20 protein-coding genes are annotated in these 18,778 nt (G+C 75.6%); 12 read left to right on the top strand and 8 right to left on the bottom strand.

The window, feature by feature from the left end; genetic code table 11:
• The first annotated feature begins 9 nt into the window (after positions 1-9).
• Positions 10-540 (top strand): hypothetical protein, encoded by a 531-nt coding sequence (locus DQ240_RS02420; protein WP_233498435.1) that lies wholly within the window; start codon positions 10-12, stop codon positions 538-540.
• A gap of 29 nt (positions 541-569) precedes the next feature.
• On the opposite strand, the gene DQ240_RS24360 is transcribed toward DQ240_RS02420, so the two are convergent.
• On the bottom strand, positions 570-4,643 hold the full coding sequence (locus DQ240_RS24360) for an FtsK/SpoIIIE domain-containing protein (protein ID WP_147261923.1): 4,074 nt from the start codon (positions 4,641-4,643) through the stop codon (positions 570-572).
• Between the two features lie 225 nt (positions 4,644-4,868).
• On the opposite strand from DQ240_RS24360, the gene DQ240_RS02410 reads away from it, so the two are divergent.
• The gene (locus DQ240_RS02410; RefSeq protein WP_113838067.1) at positions 4,869-5,162 is read left to right on the top strand and encodes a WXG100 family type VII secretion target; all 294 of its coding nucleotides are present in this window, start codon (positions 4,869-4,871) and stop codon (positions 5,160-5,162) included.
• Between the two features lie 10 nt (positions 5,163-5,172).
• Here the strand turns inward: DQ240_RS02410 and DQ240_RS02405 are convergent, their stop codons facing one another.
• A complete protein-coding gene (locus DQ240_RS02405) occupies positions 5,173-6,102 on the bottom strand; it encodes an MFS transporter permease (protein ID WP_233498434.1) in 930 nt (309 codons plus the stop codon).
• Positions 6,099-6,587, bottom strand: coding sequence for a hypothetical protein (locus tag DQ240_RS02400; RefSeq protein ID WP_233498433.1), 489 nt, complete (start codon positions 6,585-6,587; stop codon positions 6,099-6,101). The genes DQ240_RS02405 and DQ240_RS02400 overlap by 4 nt, the downstream gene beginning before the upstream one ends.
• A 134-nt stretch (positions 6,588-6,721) precedes the next feature.
• On the opposite strand from DQ240_RS02400, the gene DQ240_RS02395 reads away from it, so the two are divergent.
• The gene (locus DQ240_RS02395) at positions 6,722-7,228 is read left to right on the top strand and encodes a MaoC family dehydratase (protein WP_113838066.1); all 507 of its coding nucleotides are present in this window, start codon (positions 6,722-6,724) and stop codon (positions 7,226-7,228) included.
• A 21-nt stretch (positions 7,229-7,249) separates the two neighbouring features.
• Here DQ240_RS02395 and DQ240_RS02390 read toward each other — a convergent pair whose 3' ends face one another.
• Positions 7,250-7,693, bottom strand: a complete 444-nt coding sequence (locus DQ240_RS02390) for an NUDIX domain-containing protein (protein ID WP_233498432.1) — start codon at positions 7,691-7,693, stop codon at positions 7,250-7,252.
• A 79-nt stretch (positions 7,694-7,772) separates the two neighbouring features.
• On the opposite strand from DQ240_RS02390, the gene DQ240_RS02385 reads away from it, so the two are divergent.
• From DQ240_RS02385 to DQ240_RS02360, 7 genes are all read left to right on the top strand, one after another.
• The gene (locus DQ240_RS02385) at positions 7,773-8,396 is read left to right on the top strand and encodes a DUF6758 family protein (RefSeq protein WP_113838065.1); all 624 of its coding nucleotides are present in this window, start codon (positions 7,773-7,775) and stop codon (positions 8,394-8,396) included.
• A gap of 149 nt (positions 8,397-8,545) precedes the next feature.
• Entirely contained in the window at positions 8,546-8,704 is a 159-nt protein-coding gene (locus DQ240_RS23520) for a hypothetical protein (RefSeq protein WP_199588992.1), read from the top strand.
• A gap of 5 nt (positions 8,705-8,709) precedes the next feature.
• Complete coding sequence (locus tag DQ240_RS02380) at positions 8,710-9,339, top strand: PH domain-containing protein (protein ID WP_113838064.1); 630 nt, start codon at positions 8,710-8,712, stop codon at positions 9,337-9,339.
• Positions 9,340-9,377: 38 nt separating this feature from the next.
• Positions 9,378-10,235, top strand: coding sequence for a PHP domain-containing protein (locus tag DQ240_RS02375; protein WP_113838063.1), 858 nt, complete (start codon positions 9,378-9,380; stop codon positions 10,233-10,235).
• Between the two features lies 1 nt (position 10,236).
• Positions 10,237-10,737, top strand: coding sequence for a GrpB family protein (locus DQ240_RS02370; protein WP_158548492.1), 501 nt, complete (start codon positions 10,237-10,239; stop codon positions 10,735-10,737).
• 9 nt (positions 10,738-10,746) lie between these two features.
• Positions 10,747-11,637, top strand: a complete 891-nt coding sequence (locus tag DQ240_RS02365; RefSeq protein ID WP_113838061.1) for a PD-(D/E)XK nuclease family protein — start codon at positions 10,747-10,749, stop codon at positions 11,635-11,637.
• A complete protein-coding gene (locus DQ240_RS02360; protein WP_113838060.1) occupies positions 11,634-12,206 on the top strand; it encodes a hypothetical protein in 573 nt (190 codons plus the stop codon). The genes DQ240_RS02365 and DQ240_RS02360 overlap by 4 nt, the downstream gene beginning before the upstream one ends.
• Before the next feature lie 25 nt (positions 12,207-12,231).
• Here DQ240_RS02360 and DQ240_RS02355 read toward each other — a convergent pair whose 3' ends face one another.
• The 4 genes from DQ240_RS02355 to DQ240_RS02340 are packed head-to-tail and all read right to left on the bottom strand — an operon-like array spanning position 12,232 to position 16,837.
• Positions 12,232-13,110: an oxygenase MpaB family protein gene (locus tag DQ240_RS02355; RefSeq protein WP_113838059.1), complete on the bottom strand. Its 879-nt coding sequence runs from the start codon at positions 13,108-13,110 to the stop codon at positions 12,232-12,234.
• Positions 13,107-14,060 (bottom strand): alpha/beta fold hydrolase, encoded by a 954-nt coding sequence (locus DQ240_RS02350; RefSeq protein ID WP_233498431.1) that lies wholly within the window; start codon positions 14,058-14,060, stop codon positions 13,107-13,109. The genes DQ240_RS02355 and DQ240_RS02350 overlap by 4 nt, the downstream gene beginning before the upstream one ends.
• Positions 14,061-14,107: 47 nt before the next feature.
• Positions 14,108-15,265, bottom strand: a complete 1,158-nt coding sequence (locus DQ240_RS02345) for a PQQ-binding-like beta-propeller repeat protein (protein WP_233498430.1) — start codon at positions 15,263-15,265, stop codon at positions 14,108-14,110.
• A gap of 9 nt (positions 15,266-15,274) precedes the next feature.
• Positions 15,275-16,837 carry a DEAD/DEAH box helicase gene (locus DQ240_RS02340; RefSeq protein WP_233498429.1) on the bottom strand — a complete coding sequence of 521 codons (1,563 nt, stop codon included), beginning with the start codon at positions 16,835-16,837 and terminating at the stop codon, positions 15,275-15,277.
• Positions 16,838-17,328: 491 nt separating this feature from the next.
• On the opposite strand from DQ240_RS02340, the gene DQ240_RS02335 reads away from it, so the two are divergent.
• Positions 17,329-17,979 (top strand): ferritin-like fold-containing protein, encoded by a 651-nt coding sequence (locus DQ240_RS02335; RefSeq protein ID WP_113838057.1) that lies wholly within the window; start codon positions 17,329-17,331, stop codon positions 17,977-17,979.
• On the top strand, positions 17,976-18,770 hold the full coding sequence (locus DQ240_RS23515; protein WP_113838056.1) for a glycerophosphodiester phosphodiesterase: 795 nt from the start codon (positions 17,976-17,978) through the stop codon (positions 18,768-18,770). The genes DQ240_RS02335 and DQ240_RS23515 overlap by 4 nt, the downstream gene beginning before the upstream one ends.
• Positions 18,771-18,778: the final 8 nt, after the last annotated feature.

Genomic DNA, 18,778 nt, shown 5'->3' with positions numbered 1-18,778 from the left:
GCTCCACCGATGGAGGGAGCGACCCGGGTGCGCGTGTACCTGCCGGCGACGACGACGGTCCTGCGGACGCTCGTGGACGAGGGCCGACTGCCGGGCCCGCACACCGCGTTCGCCGTCACGGAGGTGCTGCGCCAGCACTACGCGGTGAGCGACGCCGGAGCCGACACGGAGGAGCTCGAGTACGCCGCTCTCCTGGCCGCGGCCCGTGCCAGCCTGCGCCTGCTCGACAACGACCCGCTGGCCCAGCGCCGGCGGGCGGTCGTCGCCGCGGACGTTCCCGACGCGAGCGTGACCTCGCTCGACGAGCCGCACATCGAGGCGGGAGCGGTGCGGGTGACCGCGGACATCGGGCTGCGGGACGTCGCGAGTGTCCACGTCGACGGAGCCGACGCCGAGGACGACGTCCGCGCTGCCGTCAACGTCGTCCTCGAGGCCGATCTCGGCAGCGACGACGCGCAGTTCGTCGTCGACCAGGCCGAGGGGCACGAGCTGGCCTGGTACGCGACGCAGGAGGTCGGTCCGCTGCTCGACCTGCTCTGATCCCGGTCCCACCTGCGGCGCCCGGCCGGTCACGCCGCCGCTCCCCACGCTGCTGCCGGAACACGGCGCAGCGCCACCTGCACCCGCTGCGCCGACCCCGCCTCGACCAGCCACCCCGAGCCCGGTCGCACCGGCAGGGGCGTGCGCGGGAGGCGGACGCCGAGCACGTCCGCGTCCCCCGGACCCGGGCACAGGAGCAGGCCGCTGCGGCGGCGGCGGAGCGCCGCGACCGGTCCCCGGAACACGCCGGCCAGCTCGGCGGCCGTGCCGGCGAGCAACGGGACGACGGTCGCCGGCGGCTCGGTGCAGAGGGCGGTGACCACGGGGGTCGCGGCCAGGAGCGGGTGGTCGTCGACGACCACCACACCGGGCTGCCCGTCCAGCCGGTCCACCCAGTCGGCCCAGCCGACCGTGTCCGCGGCGTCCACCCGCGTGCCCGGGGCATCGTCGTGTGGGCCCGCCGAGCGCGGGGTTCCCGGAGCCAGCACGCGCGCCACCACGACGCCCGCCGCTCCGAGGTGTGCGGTGAGGGCGGCCAGCACGGCGGACCGCCCGCTGCCGGGGGGACCGACGACCAGCAGCCCGCCCGACCGCACGAGGTCCACGCTGAGCACCCGGCCCTCGTCGCCACCCGGACCGAGGGGCACGGTGGCCGGACAGGGGTGCGGCCGGTCCCCGTCCGGCAGGGGGAGCTGCGGATCCGGTGCCAGCTCCGGGATGCGCAGTGCTGCCGACGGCGTGCCCGGAGCCGGAGCGGGCAGCGGTCGGGGCAGCGCGATCTGGCACTCGTGGGCCGCCTCGCCGACCAGCGCCCGGCCGGGCGGACGATGACCCGGGACGGCTCGGGCCGGGACGCCGGCCACGCTGTAGTCCGTGCGGTCCGGCAGGGGCAGCACCAGCCGGACACCGACGGCCGCGGTCAGCCGTCCGCCGGGAACGGCCCGGTCGGCGGTCAGCACGCACGTCAGTCCGGCCGCCGCGCCGTCCCGGACGAGGCGGAGCAGCGCCGACGAGCCGCGGGTGGGGTCGGCCTCGTCCAGCTGCGCCGACAGCGACTCCGCTCCGTCGATCAGGAGCAGCAGGTGCGGTGTCGACCTGCTGGTCGCGCGCCGCTGCGCCACCTCCGCCGCCAGGCGGTCGACCAGCCGCGCGGTGCGCAGCGGGTCGTCGGCGCCCACGGTGGTCCCGGCGTGCGGCAGTCCCGCCACCGACCCCGCCAGGGCGCCGCCGCCGTGGTCGAGCACGTGCACGTGCAGGTCGGCCGGCGAGTGGCTGTCGACCGCCTCGCCGAGCACCGTCCGCAGGAACGTGGTGCGGCCGCTGGCCGGGCCACCGACGGCGAGCCAGCCACCTCCGCGGGACAGGTCCACCGTCAGGACGTCCTGGCGCTGGAGGTCGGGACGGTCGACCAGGCCCACCCGGAGCCGGGACCTCGCCCCGGGGGCGCCGGGGGCCGGCAGGTCGACCGCCGCCAGGCGGTCGGGGAGCGGCGGGGTCCACGGGCGGTGCGGCCGGACGGCGCCCTGCCGGTCCGCGCGCCGCACCAGGTCGGCCACGATCCGGGCCAGGTCGGTGGGGCCCTCCTCGCGCTCGGCCCGTGCCGGAGCTGCGCTGGTCGGCCACTCCCAGCGGCGCACGCGGGGGTGATCGAGCCCGAGGTCGGGGCGACCGGCCACGCGCGCGACCTGGAAGGGCACCGGAGCGGCCGCGCCGACGCGGAGGAACGCGCGGCCCGGTCGCCGGTCCGGCAGGTGCGCGGCCACGCCGGTGCCGAGCACGTCCCGGGAGTCGGCCTCGTCGGTCGTCCGAAGACAGATGCGGAGGCTGCAGTTCGCGCGGATCTCCGGGGACACCACCCCGGCGGGGCGCTGGGTGGCCAGCACCAGGTGGACGCCGAGCGAGCGCCCACGCTGGGCGATGGCCACCAGCCCCGGGACGAAGTCCGGAAGCTCCTCGGCCAGCCCGGCGAACTCGTCGACGACGATCACCAGGCGCGCCAGGTCGGCGTCGTCGGGCAGTCCCGTGACATCGGGGACCCCGGCGGCCGCCAGGAGCGCTTCTCTGCGCGAGAGCTCCGCGGTCAGCGAGTGCAGGGCTCTCGCCGTGGTCCGGGCGTCCAGGTCGGTCACCACGCCGACGGTGTGGGGGAGGGTGGCGGCCTCGGCGAACGCGGCTCCGCCCTTGTAGTCGACGAGGAGGAACGAGCACCGGTCGGGTGGGTGGGCCACGGCCAGGCCGGCGATCAGCGTCTGTAGAAGCTCCGACTTGCCCGCTCCGGTGGTGCCGGCCACCAGCGCGTGCGGACCGTCCCGGCAGAGGTCCACCGCCACCGGGCCCTCGGCGCAGCGGCCCAGGACGGCGGTGAGCGCGTCCCTGCGACGGGACCACCCGGAGGACCCGGGCGGTGTCCCGGGGAGCACGTCGACGAGCCGGACCGAGTCGGGCAGCCGGCTCGATCCCGTCTCCGGGGTAGCGAGGGGCGCGAGGTCGCGGGCCAGCCGTACCGCTCGGGACAGCGGCAGGCGGTCCGGGACCAGGTCCTGCGGAGGGACGCCGGGCCGGTGCAGGTGCGCGGCCTGCCCGGTCTCGCCGGACAGGCGGAGGACAGCGGTCGGCAGCTCACCGGCCGAGCCGGGGGTCGCGAGGACGACCACGCCACTCCCGCGGCCGGGGCGCAGAGCCGCCGCGAGCCGGCGGTCCGGTGGGCGGTCCAGCACCACCAGGAGCGAGGGGGCGTCGGTCTCACCGGTTCCGGGTGCGGCCCCACGTCGGGCGATCACCTCCGCGAGCCAGGTGGCGTCGCCGGCCCGGTCGGCGTCCGGAGCAGCAGCGACCCGGACGTCGGCCGGGTCCAGGTGCGGGAACCAGCGCAGCCACCGCCAGTCGGGCAGCCGCTCGCGCGTGGTCAGCACGGCGACCCCGACGTCGCCGGGGGCGAGGAGGGTGCAGACCTGGGCGAGCACGGCGGTCAGCACCCCCAGTGCCGCGGTCCGAGGAGCCTCGACCGCGAGGCCGCCGGTGGCAGGCAGGTCGAGCACGACCGGCAGGTCGCTGCAGTGCTGCGACGTCCTGGTGCCGTCGGCCTCCACCCGCACGACTCCGACGACCCCGCCCCCGCGTCCCAACCGGACCGTGAACGCGTGCGGGGCCGTGCGCCGCCGCTCCCAGAGAGGGGCGGCGCGGCGACGGGCGGCGGCCAGCAGCCGGGGCAGGTCCGGCGCGGCGTGCTCGGCCGCCCGCCGGTCCGCGCGGACGGCCTCCTCGAGTTCCGTGCGTGCCGCTGCGGTCTCGGCGGCGTGTGCTGCCGCGCCGCGTCGGGAGGTCTTCCGGGCGGTCCACCGGTCGCCGAGCCAGGTCCCCAGTGCCACGAGCGGGCTGAGGAGGGCGAAGAACAGGAAGGTGGGCGCGTCGAGCAGCCAGGCCGCGGCTGCCCCGCCGACCGCGGGGAGAGCGATCGCGATCCAGCCCAGCCGTCGGCGTGCGACCTCCGCGGGAGGCGCGGGGAAGCGGACCTCCGTCTCCCCGGGACGGGACGCCGTGGCGGGGATCGGACGGACCAGGACCCGGCCGCCCGGAGCGGGGGCGGTCCCCAGCCGGGCGCCTCCCGGCCCCCGGACCGTGAGCGTCGAGGAGCCGATGGACAGCACCGAGCCCGAGCACCACTCGACCTGCTCGGGCCCCAGGGGCACGTCGTCGAGCCGGCTGCCGTTGGCCGACCCCATGTCGCGGATCCACACCCGACCACCGGAGACCTCGACGGCGACGTGGCGCCGCGAGACGTCGGCATCGTCCACCGCCACGTCGGCGGTGCTGCCCCGGCCGACGACGTGCCGCCCTCCGGACAACGGGATCGAGAGACCGGCATCGGGGCCTCCGACGACCTCCAGCGAGAGCGCACTCCCCGGCCGGTCGGACGCCGACCGGGGACCGGGGCGGCCCGCACCCAGGACGGCGCCGTGGGTGAGGAGCACCGAGCCCAGCTCGGTGTCCCCGGACAGGTGGGTCGAGCCGTGCCAGAGCTCGGGCGGCTCTCCGCCCACGATCCCGGCGAGTCCGGTGGCGACCGTCGCGAGGGGTGCCCCGTCGGGTGCATCCACCTCCACGTCGAGGGATCCGGACGGGCCGGAGAGGGTCCACCGACGGGTCCGCGGACGGTCGGGTGGGGAGGCAGGACGCACCCGGCGAGCGTGCGTGACCAGCGCCCGTCGGTGGTCGTGGAGCCCGGATCTGTGGACGGCACCGGTGCCTGTGGACGGCGGAGCGCTGCCATCCCCGGTCGGGCCTAGCGTCCGCCGTCACCGGGAGGGACCCGGACCGGAGGAGGACACATGAAGGTCGACATCGCCACGCTGCAGTCGATGGCCGGGCAGTGCAGAGCCGAGGCGGCGGAGGCCACGGCGCGCCAGGCCACCTTGTCCAGCAGCGTGAACACGTCGGTACTGGACGGGTGGACCGACAGCCAGGCCGCGGCGCGCTTCAGCGAGCTGTACGAGCAGTGGCGGATCGCCGCCCAGGGGGTCGCCGACGCGCTGACCGGCATGGGCGCGCTGCTGGCCGGAGTCGCCGACTCCTACCAGCAGCACGAGGCGGAGATGGCGGCCCGGATCGGAGCGCTGCTCTGAGCGGGGTGGGTCAGGGTCCTGCGGGTGATCCGGCCGGGGCGGGACGGCGGACACCGCCGGTGAGGCGGCTGCGGAGCTCCGGCACCCGCTCCCACGGCAGGATCGACAGGATCGCCACGCAGTGCGGCAGGAAGACGATGGTCACGCCGGCGAAGACCATCAGGTGGAAGCCGATGAGGAGGACCACCAGTGCCACCCGTGCCCGGTCACGCCAGACGAGCAGCATCAGCGGCGCCAGCGCCTCGAGCACGATCATCGCCCACTGCATCGCCTCGAGCAGCCACGGGAAGTCCAGCGTCCAGTCCGACAGCGGGGTGCCACGGCGGATGACGGCGCGGGCGAGCGTGGCGCCGGTCGGCCAGTCCCAGCCGCCGAAGCGGATCTTCGCCCACGCGGCGAGGAAGTAGGTGAGCATGACCGTGACGAACACGGCCGCCATCGCGAAGCCCGCGGCCTCCGACCGCCGCCGGTCCCGGAACCGCGCGACGCCGACGGTGGGCAGGACCGCCAGCAGCACCAGGAAGGCGATCCGGTCGTGGTCCACCTTCCCGTAGCTCATCGCGATGACCATCCACTCGAAGTAGAGGAGGAACACCGCCGTCCCGAGCAGTCGGGGCGCCCGGCCGGTCGCCGCGACCAGGGCGGTGAGCAGCAGCGCCCACTGCACGACGGTGACCACCGTGTGCGTCGGCGTGGGGAGGGCCAGCAGCTTGCCGATGGTCAGCGGCGCGTACCACTCCGTCGGCACGTCCGCGTGCGCCTTGACCCACGAGGTGGTCAGCCAGACGTCGACCCAGATGAACAGGTAGGCGATGGTCCGCATCACCGCGATACGGGTCAGCGGCACCGGGCGGAACCACCACGCCGGGCGCAGCGGGTTCCGCAGCGTCGCGTCGTCCGCGGCGGGGACGGCGGGGGAGGAGACGTCGGACCGGCTCACGGGGCCTCCTCCAGGTCGTGGTCGACGACGACCGTGTCGGTGAACTCGCCGGTGCGCTGGCCGTCGACGAGCTCGAAGCGGCGGTGGATCACCTGCACCTCGACGAGCGGCTCGGCGTCCGGGTGCCGCTCGGCGAAGGTCTCGGCGAGCAGGCCGAGCAGCTCCGGGTCCTCCTGCATCCGGGGCAGCTGGCCCTCGAACTCGGCCCGGCGCAGCCCCACCGCACCGCCGGACAGGCGCACCTCCTCCCCGGCCGCGGTCAGGCCCACCACCCGGGTGGAGACGACCGGGGCGTCGGGATCGGCGCGCGTCGAGTACATGCGGAACGGGCCGAACGGGAAGTCGGAGTCGTCGCCCCAGACGGTGCCGCTCATGACCACCGCGAACACCACCGCGGTCACGCCCAGGCGCACCCGGCGCGAGGTGCCGGAGAGGTGGACCACGTCCGTTCCGGTGGCCTTCCCGGCCGTGGAGGGCGTGGACATCGGCCCATCGTAGGATCGGCGCCCGTCCAGGCGGGTCACCGACGCGTGCGTGGGCACAGCACCCGGCCCCGCCAGGTTCCGCTGTCCCGCTCGTGCCGGCGCCCTCCACCCAGCAACGTCGCGGGAGCCCCCACATGCAGTTCGGTCGGTACTACGAGGAGTTCGAGGTCGGGGCCGTCTACAAGCACTGGCCCGGCAAGACGGTGACCGAGTACGACGACCACCTGTTCTGCCTGATCACGATGAACCACCACCCGCTGCACCTGGACGCGAACTACGCCGAGGAGACCACCGACTTCGGCAAGAACGTCGTCGTCGGCAACTACATCTACTCGCTGCTGCTGGGCATGAGCGTCGCCGACGTCTCCGGCAAGGCGATCGCCAACCTGGAGGTCGAGTCCCTCCGGCACGTCAAGCCGACCTTCCACGGCGACACGATCTACGGCGAGACCACGGTCCTCGACAAGACCGAGTCCAAGTCCAAGGACGACCGCGGCGTGGTCTACGTGGAGACCATCGGCTACAAGCAGGACGGCACCGTCGTCTGCATCTTCCGCCGCAAGGTCATGGTCCCCAAGCGCAGCTACGGCGACACCCGCGGCGGCGAGCAGCCCGGCCGCCCGGAGCCCAAGGACCGCTGAGCCGGGAGGCGGGCGGCCAGGTCAGCGGGGTAGCACGCCCCAGGCGCCCAGGCTCTCCAGCAGCCCGTCCGTGCACGACAGCTGCTCGAGGGCGGCGGCGTCGACGAAGGTGACCTCGTCGGCGTCGTCGCCCGCCACCGGCACCACCGACGGATCCACCAGCGCGCACGCGAGGTCGACCACGTCGTAGACGACGCCCCGCCCGGGCACGCGCACCCGGCCGACGACCGCGCCCGCCCGCACCGGCAGCCCCGTCTCCTCCAGCACCTCCCGCTCGACCGCCTCGGCCAGCGACTCGCCCGGCTCCACCCGGCCGCCGGGCACCGACCACCGCCCACGGCCCGGCTCGGTGCCCCGGCGGATCAGCAGCAGCCGCCCGGCGGCGTCGTGCACGACCCCGCCGACGCAGGCGACCACCGGCAGCGCACCGGCGGCCGGGCCGCTGTCAGGGGCGGGAGAGGGCACGCCGCGGACGCTACGCGCGCCCGGCGCCGCCCTGGTCCACGCTTGACGAACCCCCACGGCCCCCAGGACGGTGTCTGCGATGAGTGCCTCCCCGGTCTGCCCCCGCTGCGGCGAGCGCCCCGCCGTCCGCCCCGGGGACCCCGGACAGGCGTGGTGCCACGTCCACGGGGCCATCACCCCGCTGCACCACACCGCGCTCATCGCGCACGACGCCATCGCCGCGGTCACCGCCGATGCGCGCGTGCCCGCCTGGGTGCCCGACCCCATGCCCGCGGGCTGGTCGGTCACCGGCATGGCGTGGGGTGGCGAGCCCGGCGCGCGGGCGATCGTCGTCGACTGCGCCGGCCCGGCACCCCTGGGCGGCTCGGCGGAGCTCGTGCTGGTCGCCGAGGAGCCGGGCACCGGCGTCGGCTGCGGCTACGCCGGTCTCCCGGGCCTCGACCCCGGTGACGTCATCACCGGCCCGTCCTCGGCCACGGTCGAGGCCGCCGGCCAGCACGCGCCGCTCTGGGCGGTACCCACCACCGACGACCGGGCCGCCTTCGTCGGCGAGGCCTACGGGGTCTGGCTGTGGCTGGTCATGTGGCCGATGTCGGCCGCCTGGCTGCTCGCCGAGCAGCTCGAGCTCATCGACCTGCGCGAGCGCGTCTACCCCGATCTGCCGCTGGGCCCGCCCAGCGAGCACCTGCTCCCCGGGGAGTAGCGGCCCTCGCACAGGACCGGACCGCTCCGTAACCGAGCGGCGTGTCTGCGGCGGGTGCCCGTGGGGCGCGTGTTACCCATGTGGCCGGCCCGCCCGGGCCACCCGGCGGGACCTCTCCGCCGGTGTCCTGAGCGCCCCCGGAGGTGGCCGTGAACCTCAAGAAGGTCGTCACGTGGGTGGTCATCGCCTTCGTCGTCTTCTACGTCATCCAGGCGCCGGAGAAGTCGGCGGAGATCGTGAAGAGCGCCGGGGAGACCCTCGGGGACGCGGCCTCCTCGCTGGGTGACTTCGTCTCGTCGCTGATCTAGGCCGCATGACCGACCCGGCCCCGCGCCCAGAGCGGTGGCGCAAGGACGCGGCCAAGTACCTCCTGCCGGCCGAGCAGCCACCGGTCGTCGCCACCCGGCGGCACTGGGCGGTGCTCATCGCACCCACGCTCAAGGCGCTGCCGGTGCTGGTCCTCGGGGTCTGGCTGCTCGCCGTCGACCCGGACAACCGGGTGCTGGCCACGGCCGGGCTGCTCGTCGTCGCCGGTGCCCTGTGCTTCCTCGCGCTGCGCGCCGGCGAGTGGTGGATGCGCCACTTCATCGTCACCAACCGCCGCGTGCTGCTGACCAGCGGCATCGTCGTCCGGACGGTCGCCCTGCTCCCGCTGCGCCGGATCACCGACCTCACCTGGAAGGAGACCCTGCTCGGCCAGGTGCTGGGCTACGGCACCTTCCGGTTCGAGTCCGCCGGCCAGCAGCAGGCGCTGTCGGAGATCACCTACCTGCCGCAGGCCGACGTGCTCTACCGCCGGGTCAGCCAGCTGCTGTTCGGCACCGACGGCGTGGAGGACGACGAGGAGGGCGGCGTCGAACCGGTCGCCCAGCAGCGCGCCGGCCAGCCGGACACCGGCCGGCGGGACACCCAGCCGATCCCGCAGCCGCCCCGGGGCCCCTGAGCGCCGTCCGCACGAGGCATCGGGCAGGCTGACCGCCGATGCTGATCGACCTCCACACCCACTCCTCGGTCTCCGACGGCACCCAGTCGCCGGCCGAGCTGCTGGCCACCGCCCGCGACGCCGGGCTGGACGTCGTCGCCCTCACCGACCACGACACCACCGACGGCTGGGCCGCCGCCGAGCGGGCGCGTCCCCGCGGGCTGACCGTCGTCCCGGGCATGGAGCTCTCGTGCCGCTGGATGCGCGGCGAGGGGAACCCGATCAGCCTGCACCTGCTGGCCTACCTGTTCGACCCCGACCACCCGGCGCTGGCCGCCGAGCGCGCGCGGCTGCGCGAGGAGCGGCTCGGCCGCGGCGAGGCGATCGTCACCGCGCTCGCCGGGGCCGGCTACCCGGTCGAGTGGTCGCGGATCGTCGAGAGCTCGCAGGGCGGCGTGGTGGGCCGGCCGCACGTGGCCCGGGCGCTGGTCGACGCCGGTGTCGTGGGCTCGGTCGACGAGGCGTTCGCCGACCTGCTGCACCACCGCAGCCCGTACTACGTCGCCAAGGCCGACACCGACGTCCTCGACGGCATCCGCCTGGTCCGCGCGGCCGGTGGCGTGCCGGTGTTCGCCCACGGGCTGGCCACCAAGCGCGGCCGGGTCGTCGACGACGACGCGATCGCCGCCATGGCCGAGGCGGGCCTGCTCGGCCTGGAGGTCGACCACCCCGACCACAGCGACGCCGAGCGGGCGCACCTGCGCGGCCTGGCCGGCGAGCTCGGGCTGGTCGTGACCGGCTCCAGCGACTACCACGGCAGCAACAAGGCGACGCCGATCGCCGCCTGCACCACCGCGCCCGATCAGCTGGAGGCCCTCCTGGCCGCCGGCACCGGCAGCGCGCCGCTCACCGACTGACGTGGAGCTGGTCGCCCCGGACCCCGCCGGCTGGGCGGCTCGGTTCGCGACTGAGGCGGCCCGGATCCGCGGCATCCTCGGACCCGGCACGCCCGTCGAGCACGTCGGGTCCACGGCCCTGGGCATCGAGGCCAAGGACGTCGTCGACGTCCTGGTCGGCGTTCCTGCGGCCGCCAACCCGCAGGCGGTGGCGGTGCTGACCGAGGCCGGGCTCGTCGAGGGCGGGAACCGGACCACGGCCGAGGGCGAACCCCACGGCTGGCTCGCCCGGTGGGTCGACGGGACTCGGGTGACCGTCGTGCACGTGGTGCTGGCCGACGGTGCGGAGTGGCACCGCCGGACCACCTTCCGCGACGCATTGCTCCGCGACGGGGCCCTGGCTCGGGAGTACGTGACCCTCAAGCGCGGCATCGCCGCGCAGACCGACGACTGGGGCGAGTACACCGCCCGTAAGTCCTCCTTCGTCGCTCGCGTCGTCGGGACCGTCGGCCCCCGGCGCTAGCGTGGGGGCATGGGGGGACAGCTGGAGATGCCGGGCATGCCTCGCCGGCTCTTCCCCGCGACACCGAGCAAACTCGCCACCTTCACCGACTGCCCGCGCCGCTACCGGCACGCCTACCTCGACCGGCCGACGCCGCCGAAGGGCCCCGCCTGGGCGCACAACTCCGTCGGCTCCGCGGTGCACGCCGCGCTGCGGTCGTGGTGGGAGCTGCCGCTCCGGGAGCGGACGGCGGCCTCGGCCCGCCAGCTGCTCTACGGCGTCTGGTCGCCCGCCGGGTTCCGCGACGCCGACCAGGCCCAGCGCTGGCGCTCCCGGGCCGCGGGCTGGCTCACCGACTACGTGACCGGCCTCGACCCGGCCGAGGAACCGGTCGGCACCGAGCGCCAGGTCGCGGCCACCACCGAGCGGCTGGCGCTGTCGGGCCGGATCGACCGCATCGACCTGCGTGGCGACGAGCTGGTCGTCGTGGACTACAAGACCGGTCGCCGGCCCAGCACCGAGGACGAGGCGCGCGGCTCGGCGGCGCTGGCCACCTACGTGCTCGGTGTCCGCCGCACCCTGCGCCGCGCCTGCAGCCGGGTGGAGCTGCACCACCTGCCCTCGGGCACCGTCGCCGCGTTCGAGCACACCGACCGCTCGCTGGCCAACCACGTGCGCCGGGCCGAGGACACCGCCACCGACATCGAGCGGGCCTCCGAGGCGCTCCAGGCGGGGGAGGACGCCGACGCCGCGTTCCCCGCCGTCCCGGGTCGGCAGTGCGGCTGGTGCGACTTCCGCTCCAGCTGCGCCCCTGGCCGGGCTGCGGGCCCGCAGCCGGAGACGTGGAGCTTTCTCGCCGAGGAGGAGCCGGCCACTTTGGCGAGCGAGCAGTCGATCACTGGTCGTAGTCTGATGACATGACCGCGCCGGCCGTAGCACCGCCGACTCTCGCAGAGGCGGTTGCGGCGCGTCTGCTGGAGGCGATGGGGCCTGCTCTGGATGATCTGGCTCGGCAGCTGGCGCCAGCGATGCAGGCCCTGGCGGAGTTCGCGAACCAGCAGATGTTGCCGCTGGTGAACGCCGTTCACCGGCTCGCGGAAGAGCTCTACCCGGTCATCCTCGAGGCCGTGAGCCGGCTGGGTGCCTGGCAGGCGTGGCACCCCGACAGCGAGTACACGTGGTCGCGGGCGCATGCCGAAGAGTCTCCGCGGTCGTCGTCCGGACGGGGCGACGGCTGGCACGGGGCGGCACGGGGCGTGGACGAAGACGTCGGTCCACCGGCCGTGTCGGGGGCGCAGCCCGGGCAGATCGAGAGTCGACCGTGGTCGCCGGAGCATCAACGGGGCGTCGTCGTCGTGGCGCTCGCCGCGGCCGCGGTGCCGCTGGCCCTAGCCGTCCGCCTCGTCCCCGGCGCGTGGGACTACGTCGAGCCTTTCACCGTCATCTTCATGGCGCTGCTCGCGATGTCGATGTACGTGATGAAGGGCTGATCAGGGCCTCCATCAGCGAAGCCTGCTACGCGCTGACCGCCGGTGCCGTCCGGTCGAACCCGGCCCGCACGATCGGCGACTGACGCATCCGCACCGGCAGCGCGAGCAGGCCCTGCCGGAACGCCCGCAGCGCGCCGGTCGCCGCGGCGTCGGTCAGACCCAGCCCGGGCATCGAGAACATCTGCCGTGCCCACACCGGCAGTAGCGCGAAGCCGAGCCCGGCCAGGCCGCCCCACGCCGGCCGGGCGGGGGTCAGCAGCTGCACCCAGGTGGGCATCGGCGGCAGGAGCAGCGTCCGGACGGCGTCGCGCGCCGCGGCGGTCGCGGCCAGCGACGGCCGCATCTCGGCGAACCACGCGTCGAGGGCGGCGACGGTGCGCGGCACGGTGTCCTCCGGGACCCCGACCAGCGTGGCGGCGACGACCTGCTCGGCCACGTAACGGTCGGCGTCGGCGTCGGTCAGCGGCACCCCGGCACGGCGGGCGGTGGACAGCAGTGAGTCGACCTCGCAGTTGTGCACCCACAGCAGGAGGTCGGGGTCGTCGACGCGGTACGCGCGCCCGGTGGACTCCTCGACGCCGCCCAGCTGGTGGTGCAGTCCGCGCACCCGGGCGACCGTGCGGCGCGCCTCGGTGCGGGTGCCGAAGGTCAGCGTCTCCACGTACTGGCCGGTGCGGATCAGCCGCTGCCACGGCTCGTCACGGAAGGCGGCGGAGTTGCGGGCCACCCCGTCCATCGCGACCGGGTGCAGGGCCTGCAGCATCAGCGCGCGCAGCCCGCCGGCGGAGTAGCTGGGGTCGGCGTGGATCCGCCAGGTGACGCTGTCGGGGCCGAAGAACCCGCGGGAGTCCTCCTCCGCCGTCCAGCCGGCCGGATCGGGCAGCGGCGTCCGGTAGCCGGTCACGGGCGTCCCGCAGCGGTCGAGCCGGCGTCCTCGTCGGCGGCCGACACCGACACCGACGCCCAGAAGTCCAGCAGGGCGGCCAGCGTCTCCGGCGGGTTCTCGACGGCGGGGGAGTGGATCGCCGAGGCGATCACCACGTGCCGCGCCCCGAGCCGCTCGGCCATGTCGGCCTGCGCGGCCGGGGTCCAGGCGTCGTCGGCCACGCCGTGCGCGACCAGCACCGGCATGCCGGTGGTGGCCAGCTCCGCGACCCGGTCGGGCTCGGAGGTCATCGCGTCGGCCATGCCGCGCAGGCCGGCGGCGCTGTTGGCCAGGAACCGGCGGGCGTAGAAGGCGCGGGTCGGCTCGGGGACGGCCTGCGCCTTGGGGTCGGTCATCGCCAGCTGCTCGAGGGTCTCGTGCACCAGCTGGACGCCGCCGCTGTCCAGCAGCGGACCGAGGTGGTCGAGCAGGTCGGCGCGCGGGCCGACCAGCTGCGAGGGGCCCGAGCCCAGCAGTGTCAGGGATCGGAACGCGGACGGGTCGGCGAGGACGGCGGCGCGGGCCACCAGCCCGCCGAAGCTGTGCCCGAGCAGGTGCGGCACCCCGGTCTCGTCGGCGATCACCCGCGCCACCCCGAGCAGGTCCTCGGCCAGCTCGGCCACCGAGTAACGCGCCGGGTCGTCCGGGCCGGGGGACTCGAACTGGCCCCGCTGGTCGACGGCGACGACCCGGTAGCCGGCGGCGCACAGCGGCGCCAGCAGCGGGGCGAAGTCCTCCTTGCTGCCGGTGTAGCCGGCGACCATGAGGACGGTGCCGCGCTCGCCGTCCCCGCCGGTGTCCAGCGCGGCGAGTGGGCCGGCGCCGCCGGTGAACGTCCGGGCCGAGGCGTCGTGGTCGGCCAGCTGGCGCAGGTCGTCGGGGGCGATGGCGAGGGTGGTGCGGTCGTCGGAGCCGCCGGGCATGACCATGCACCCAGTGAACCGCGTCGCGGCGGCCGCTGCCGGGCGGGTCCCCGCTAGGAGGAGGCGATCACCCGGTCGGGCAGCCGGTAGACCACCACCGGTCCGACCGTCGCCGTCCGCCCGCCGGCGGGCAGCCCACCGTCGACGGTGCTGCGGCCGGTCTCCGCGCCCGTCCGGGGGTCCCGGGACACGAACGCGCCGTCCTCGGGCACCAGCACCGGCGCACTGCCGAGCTGCAGCGCCTTGTCCGGATCGACCGCGGGCAGCCCGAGGGAGAACTGCGACCACAGCACCCGGCCGCGCGGCTGCTCGAGGGCGACGGTCGTGCCGCGGGCCCAGACGAGCAGCGTGCCGGTCGTCTCGACGGCCGCCGGCGGTGCGTCGTCGGCGGACCCGGGCGGGAGGGGGAGGGCGGGCAGCGGGTCGCCGGTGTCGCCCTGGAAGAGCTGCAGCTCCGCGCCGGCCACCACGGCGACCAGCCGGCCGGCCCCAGCGAGCTGGACCGCGCCGCCGTCGTCGGGCGGTGGCACGTCCCGGCTCCACAGCTGCTCGCCGTCGCTGCGGTCGAGACCGCGCAGCCGCGCCGTCCCGTCGCAGGACTCCAGGAGGACGACGGCCGAGCTGCCGGCCGAACCGGTCTCGATCCGGCAGCCCTCCGAGACCTCGGAGCTCCAGCGCAGCGTGTCGCTGGCGGGGTCGATCGCGACCACCCCCGTCGGCGAGGTCGCGACCACCATGCCGGGCGCGCTGGTCAGCGAGACGTCGGGGCGCAGGCTCACGTTGCGGGTCCACTGCCGGACGCCGGTGCCCGCGTCCAGGGCCACGGCCTCGTCGCAGCGCCCCGCGGTGGCGAACACCGCGACCGCCCGGCCGTCCACGGCGGTGACGTCGCACAGCCGCGCGTTGGAGCGGGTGTAGTGCCAGGCCTCCTCGCCGGTGACCGCGTCGAGGGCGCGGACGCCGTGCGCCTCACCGAGGAGCACCCGGCCGGCCTGCACCGGGGTCTCCGGGACGGGGTCGCCGTCGGCGGCCCAGGCCCGCGAGACGGCGCCGGCCGGCGCCCCGTCGGGGACGTCGGCCGGTGCAGCGGTCGTGCTCTCCGTCGCCGCGGCGTCGGAGCCGCGCCACAGGAGCGCGGCCACCACCACGAGCACGAGGGTGGCCGCGGTCCACACCCAGACCCGCAGCGGCGGGCGGCGCAGTCGGGGCATCGGAGTGGACTACTGGGAAGCGGACTCGGGACCGCCGTCGGGAGCACCGGCGGCACCGCGGCCCGAACCGCCGCGACGACGACGGCGACGCGGGCGGGACGAGCCCTCGCCGGACGTGGCGGCCCCACCGGAGGCGTCCGGGGAGCCGGTCGCCTCCTCGGCGGACGGCTGCGGGGTGCCGGCGTCCGCCGAGCCCCCGCCCGACCCGCCGCGGGTGCGGCGACGCGGACGGCTCTTGCGCGGGCCCGCGGGGCGCTCGGCATCGTCGGCGCCGGCGTCGCGCGCCGGGCCGCGGCTGTCCCGGGCGCCGTCGCGACCGCCGGCCGCGGGACGGTTGCGCTTGCCGGTCTCGCCGAGGTCCTCGAGGGTCTCGGCCTCCAGGCCCTCGCGGGTCCGCTGCGAGCGCGGCAGCCGGCCCTTCGCGCTCTCGGGCACGTCGAGGTCGGTGTAGACCCACGGCGAGGTGGAGTAGGTCTCCGGCGGGTCGTCGAAGCCGAGGTCCAGCGCCTTGTTGATCAGCTGCCAGCGCGGGATGTCGTCCCAGTCGACCAGCGTCACGGCGACACCGGTCGAACCGGCCCGGCCGGTGCGGCCGATGCGGTGGACGTAGGTCTTCTCGTCCTCGGGGCACTGGTAGTTCACGACGTGGCTGACCCCGGTGACGTCGATGCCGCGGGCGGCGACGTCGGTGGCGACCAGCACGTCGACCTTGCCGCTGCGGAACGCGCGCAGCGCCTGCTCGCGCGCGCCCTGGCCGAGGTCGCCGTGCACGGCAGCGGCGGCGAACCCGCGGTCGACCAGCTCGTCGGCGACCTTCTGCGCGGTGCGCTTGGTGCGGCAGAAGACCATCACCAGGCCGCGGTCGCGGGACTGCAGCACGCGGGCGAGCAGCTCCGGCTTGTCCAGGTTGTGCGCCCGGTAGATGAACTGGGTCGTCTGCGGGACGGTGCTGCCCTCGTCGTTGCCGTGCGCCCGGATGTGCGTCGGCTGGGTCATGAACGACCGGGAGAGGGTCACGATCGGGCCCGGCATGGTCGCCGAGAAGAGCATCGTCTGCCGCTTCTCCGGGACCATCGCGAGGATCCGCTCGATGTCGGGCAGGAAGCCCAGGTCGAGCATCTCGTCGGCCTCGTCGAGGACGAGGACCTTGACCTTGCCCAGGATCAGGTCGCCGCGCTGGGCCAGGTCGAGCAGCCGGCCCGGGGTGCCGACGACGACCTCGACACCCTTCTGCAGGGACTCGATCTGCGGCTCGAACGCGCGGCCGCCGTAGATCGCCTGCACGCGGATGCCGCGGCGGGTGCCGGCGGCGCCCAGGTCGCGGGCCACCTGCACGCACAGCTCGCGGGTCGGGACGACGACCAGCGCCTGCGGGACGCCGTCGGCCCCCTCGCTCGGCGGGGTCATGCGGGTGAGCAGCGGGACACCGAAGCCCAGGGTCTTGCCGGTGCCGGTGCGCGCCTGGCCGATGAGGTCGTTGCCGGCCAGCGCCAGGGGGAGGGTGAGCTCCTGGATGGCGAAGGTGCGGTGGATGCCGACGTCGGCCAGCGAGGCGACGATGTCGGGGTGCACGTCGAAGTCGCTGAACAGCGGGCTGTCGGGCGCGACCGGCGCGCCGCCGAGCTCCTCGACGGACTGCTCGATCTGCTCGGGTGCCGGGGCGCCGGTCTCGGCGCGCTCGGTCTCGGGGGTCGTGGGGGTGCTCTCGGTGGAGGTCAGTGCTCTCGCCTCGGTCTGCTGGGGGAGCGGGCACCGGCGGACGACGTCCTCGTCGCTGCGGTCGCGCTCCGCGGTCGGTTGTCGCGGATCTCTCTCCAGCGCCGACGCGGCCAGCGGACCGGGTCCCTGCGAGGGCTGCCCGGGAGACTGCCCCGCGCCCGGGAGGGGCTCTGCGGGGCGTCGTCCAAGACGTGTCAGCGCACGTGGATCAGGCGGGCCGGTGGCCCACCGACCCCCATGTTACCGCGCGCGACGGTTAGCCTCCGTGCCGCAGCGTGTCGAGTACCCCCGCCGGGGCACCCGGACCACCCCCGCTGTGCTCCCTCCGGACCCCGAGGAGTTCCGTGACCACGGTCGAGACCCGCGCCGTCGTCGACCTGCTCGGCGCGCTCGCGTACGCCGAGCTGACCGCCTTCGACCGGCTGGCGGAGGACGCCCGGCTGGCTCCGACGCTGACCGGTCACGCCGCGCTGGCCCGCATGGCCGCCGCCGAGCTGGCGCACCACGGGCGGCTGACCGCGCGGCTGGTCGAGCTCGGCGCGGACCCGGTGGAGGCCATGGGCCCCTTCGTCGCCGCCCTCGACGCCTTCCACACCAGCACCCGGCCGCGGACCTGGCTCGAGGGCCTGGTCAAGGCCTACGTCGGCGACGGGCTGGCCGCGGACTTCTACCGCGAGGTCGCGACCTTCCTGCCCGAGCCCGACCGGTCGCTGATCCTCGAGGTCATGGCCGACACCGGCCACGCGGACTTCGCCGTCCGCGAGGTCCGGGCCGCCATCGTCAGCAACCAGAAGGTGGCCGGCCGGCTCGCGTTGTGGGGACGGCGGCTGGTCGGTGAGGCCATCACCCAGTCGCAGGCCGTCATCGCCGAGCGGGACGACCTGGCCCAGCTGATCATGACCGGGACCGGGGACCTCTCGGGCATCGGCCGCCTCATCGAGCGGATCACCAGCGCGCACACCGACCGGATGAGGACGCTGGGCCTCAACCCGTGACGCCGCTGCTGTCGGCGCACCGCGGCGGGGTGGGGGACGACGTCGCGCGGGAGAACACCCTCGAGGCGCTGCGCGAGGCGGCCGGGAACGGCTGCGAGTACGTGGAGGTCGACGTCCAGCGGTGCCGGGACGGCGTCCACGTCGTCCACCACGACTCCTGGGTGGCCGACGGGGACCGCCGCGTCCCGGTCGCCTCGCTGACGTTCCCCGAGTTCGCCGCCCTGGCCGGGACGTTCCTCCTGCTCGACGACGCCCTCGCGGCGCTGCGCGGCCGCACGCGCGTCCACCTGGACCTCAAGTTCGCGTCCCGGCCCGAGGCGGGGGACGTCGCGCCGGCCGAGGAGGTCGTGCTGGTGCGGCACGTGGTCGAGGTGATGGGCCCGGACGCCGTGGTGGTCACGGGGCTCGACGACGACGCGGTCGCGGCGGTGCGGAACTGGTCCCGCGACCGCCACCCGGACCTGCTCGTCGGGATCGCGCTCGCCCGGGACGCCGGTCTGCGCGGGCTCGCGAAGGTGCTGTCCGGGCGGATCTCCGAGGTGCTGCCGGGGCGGCGCCGCCGGGCCTGCGACGCGAACCTCGCCGTCTGCCCCCGCGGTCACGCGCGGCTCTGGGGTGCGCGCTGGGCACGGCGGGCCGGCGTGCCGCTGCTGGTGTGGACCGTCGACGACCCGGCCGGGCTGCGGGCGTGGCTGCGCGACGACCGCGCGTGGCTGGTGACGACGAACTTCCCGCAGCGGGCGTTGGAGCTGCGCCGGGAGCTGGCCGCGGCGCGGGTGCCGGAGGCGTGAACGACCTC

It is taken from the genome of Blastococcus sp. TF02A-26, from assembly GCF_003319125.1.
In the GTDB taxonomy this organism is placed as follows: Bacteria; Actinomycetota; Actinomycetes; order Mycobacteriales; family Geodermatophilaceae; genus Trujillonella.
The sequence above is the reverse complement of the archived record's forward strand: the minus strand, read 5'-3'. Positions and strand labels throughout refer to the sequence as shown.

Coding starts and splice junctions, on each gene's coding strand:
- DQ240_RS02420 (WP_233498435.1), top strand. CDS start 10: ATGGAGGGAGCGACCCGGGTGCGCGTGTACCTGCCGGCGACGACGACG.
- DQ240_RS02410 (WP_113838067.1), top strand. CDS start 4,869: ATGAAGGTCGACATCGCCACGCTGCAGTCGATGGCCGGGCAGTGCAGA.
- DQ240_RS02400 (WP_233498433.1), bottom strand. CDS start 6,587: ATGTCCACGCCCTCCACGGCCGGGAAGGCCACCGGAACGGACGTGGTC.
- DQ240_RS02395 (WP_113838066.1), top strand. CDS start 6,722: ATGCAGTTCGGTCGGTACTACGAGGAGTTCGAGGTCGGGGCCGTCTAC.
- DQ240_RS02385 (WP_113838065.1), top strand. CDS start 7,773: ATGAGTGCCTCCCCGGTCTGCCCCCGCTGCGGCGAGCGCCCCGCCGTC.
- DQ240_RS02380 (WP_113838064.1), top strand. CDS start 8,710: ATGACCGACCCGGCCCCGCGCCCAGAGCGGTGGCGCAAGGACGCGGCC.
- DQ240_RS02375 (WP_113838063.1), top strand. CDS start 9,378: ATGCTGATCGACCTCCACACCCACTCCTCGGTCTCCGACGGCACCCAG.
- DQ240_RS02365 (WP_113838061.1), top strand. CDS start 10,747: ATGGGGGGACAGCTGGAGATGCCGGGCATGCCTCGCCGGCTCTTCCCC.
- DQ240_RS02360 (WP_113838060.1), top strand. CDS start 11,634: ATGACCGCGCCGGCCGTAGCACCGCCGACTCTCGCAGAGGCGGTTGCG.
- DQ240_RS02350 (WP_233498431.1), bottom strand. CDS start 14,060: ATGGTCATGCCCGGCGGCTCCGACGACCGCACCACCCTCGCCATCGCC.
- DQ240_RS02345 (WP_233498430.1), bottom strand. CDS start 15,265: ATGCCCCGACTGCGCCGCCCGCCGCTGCGGGTCTGGGTGTGGACCGCG.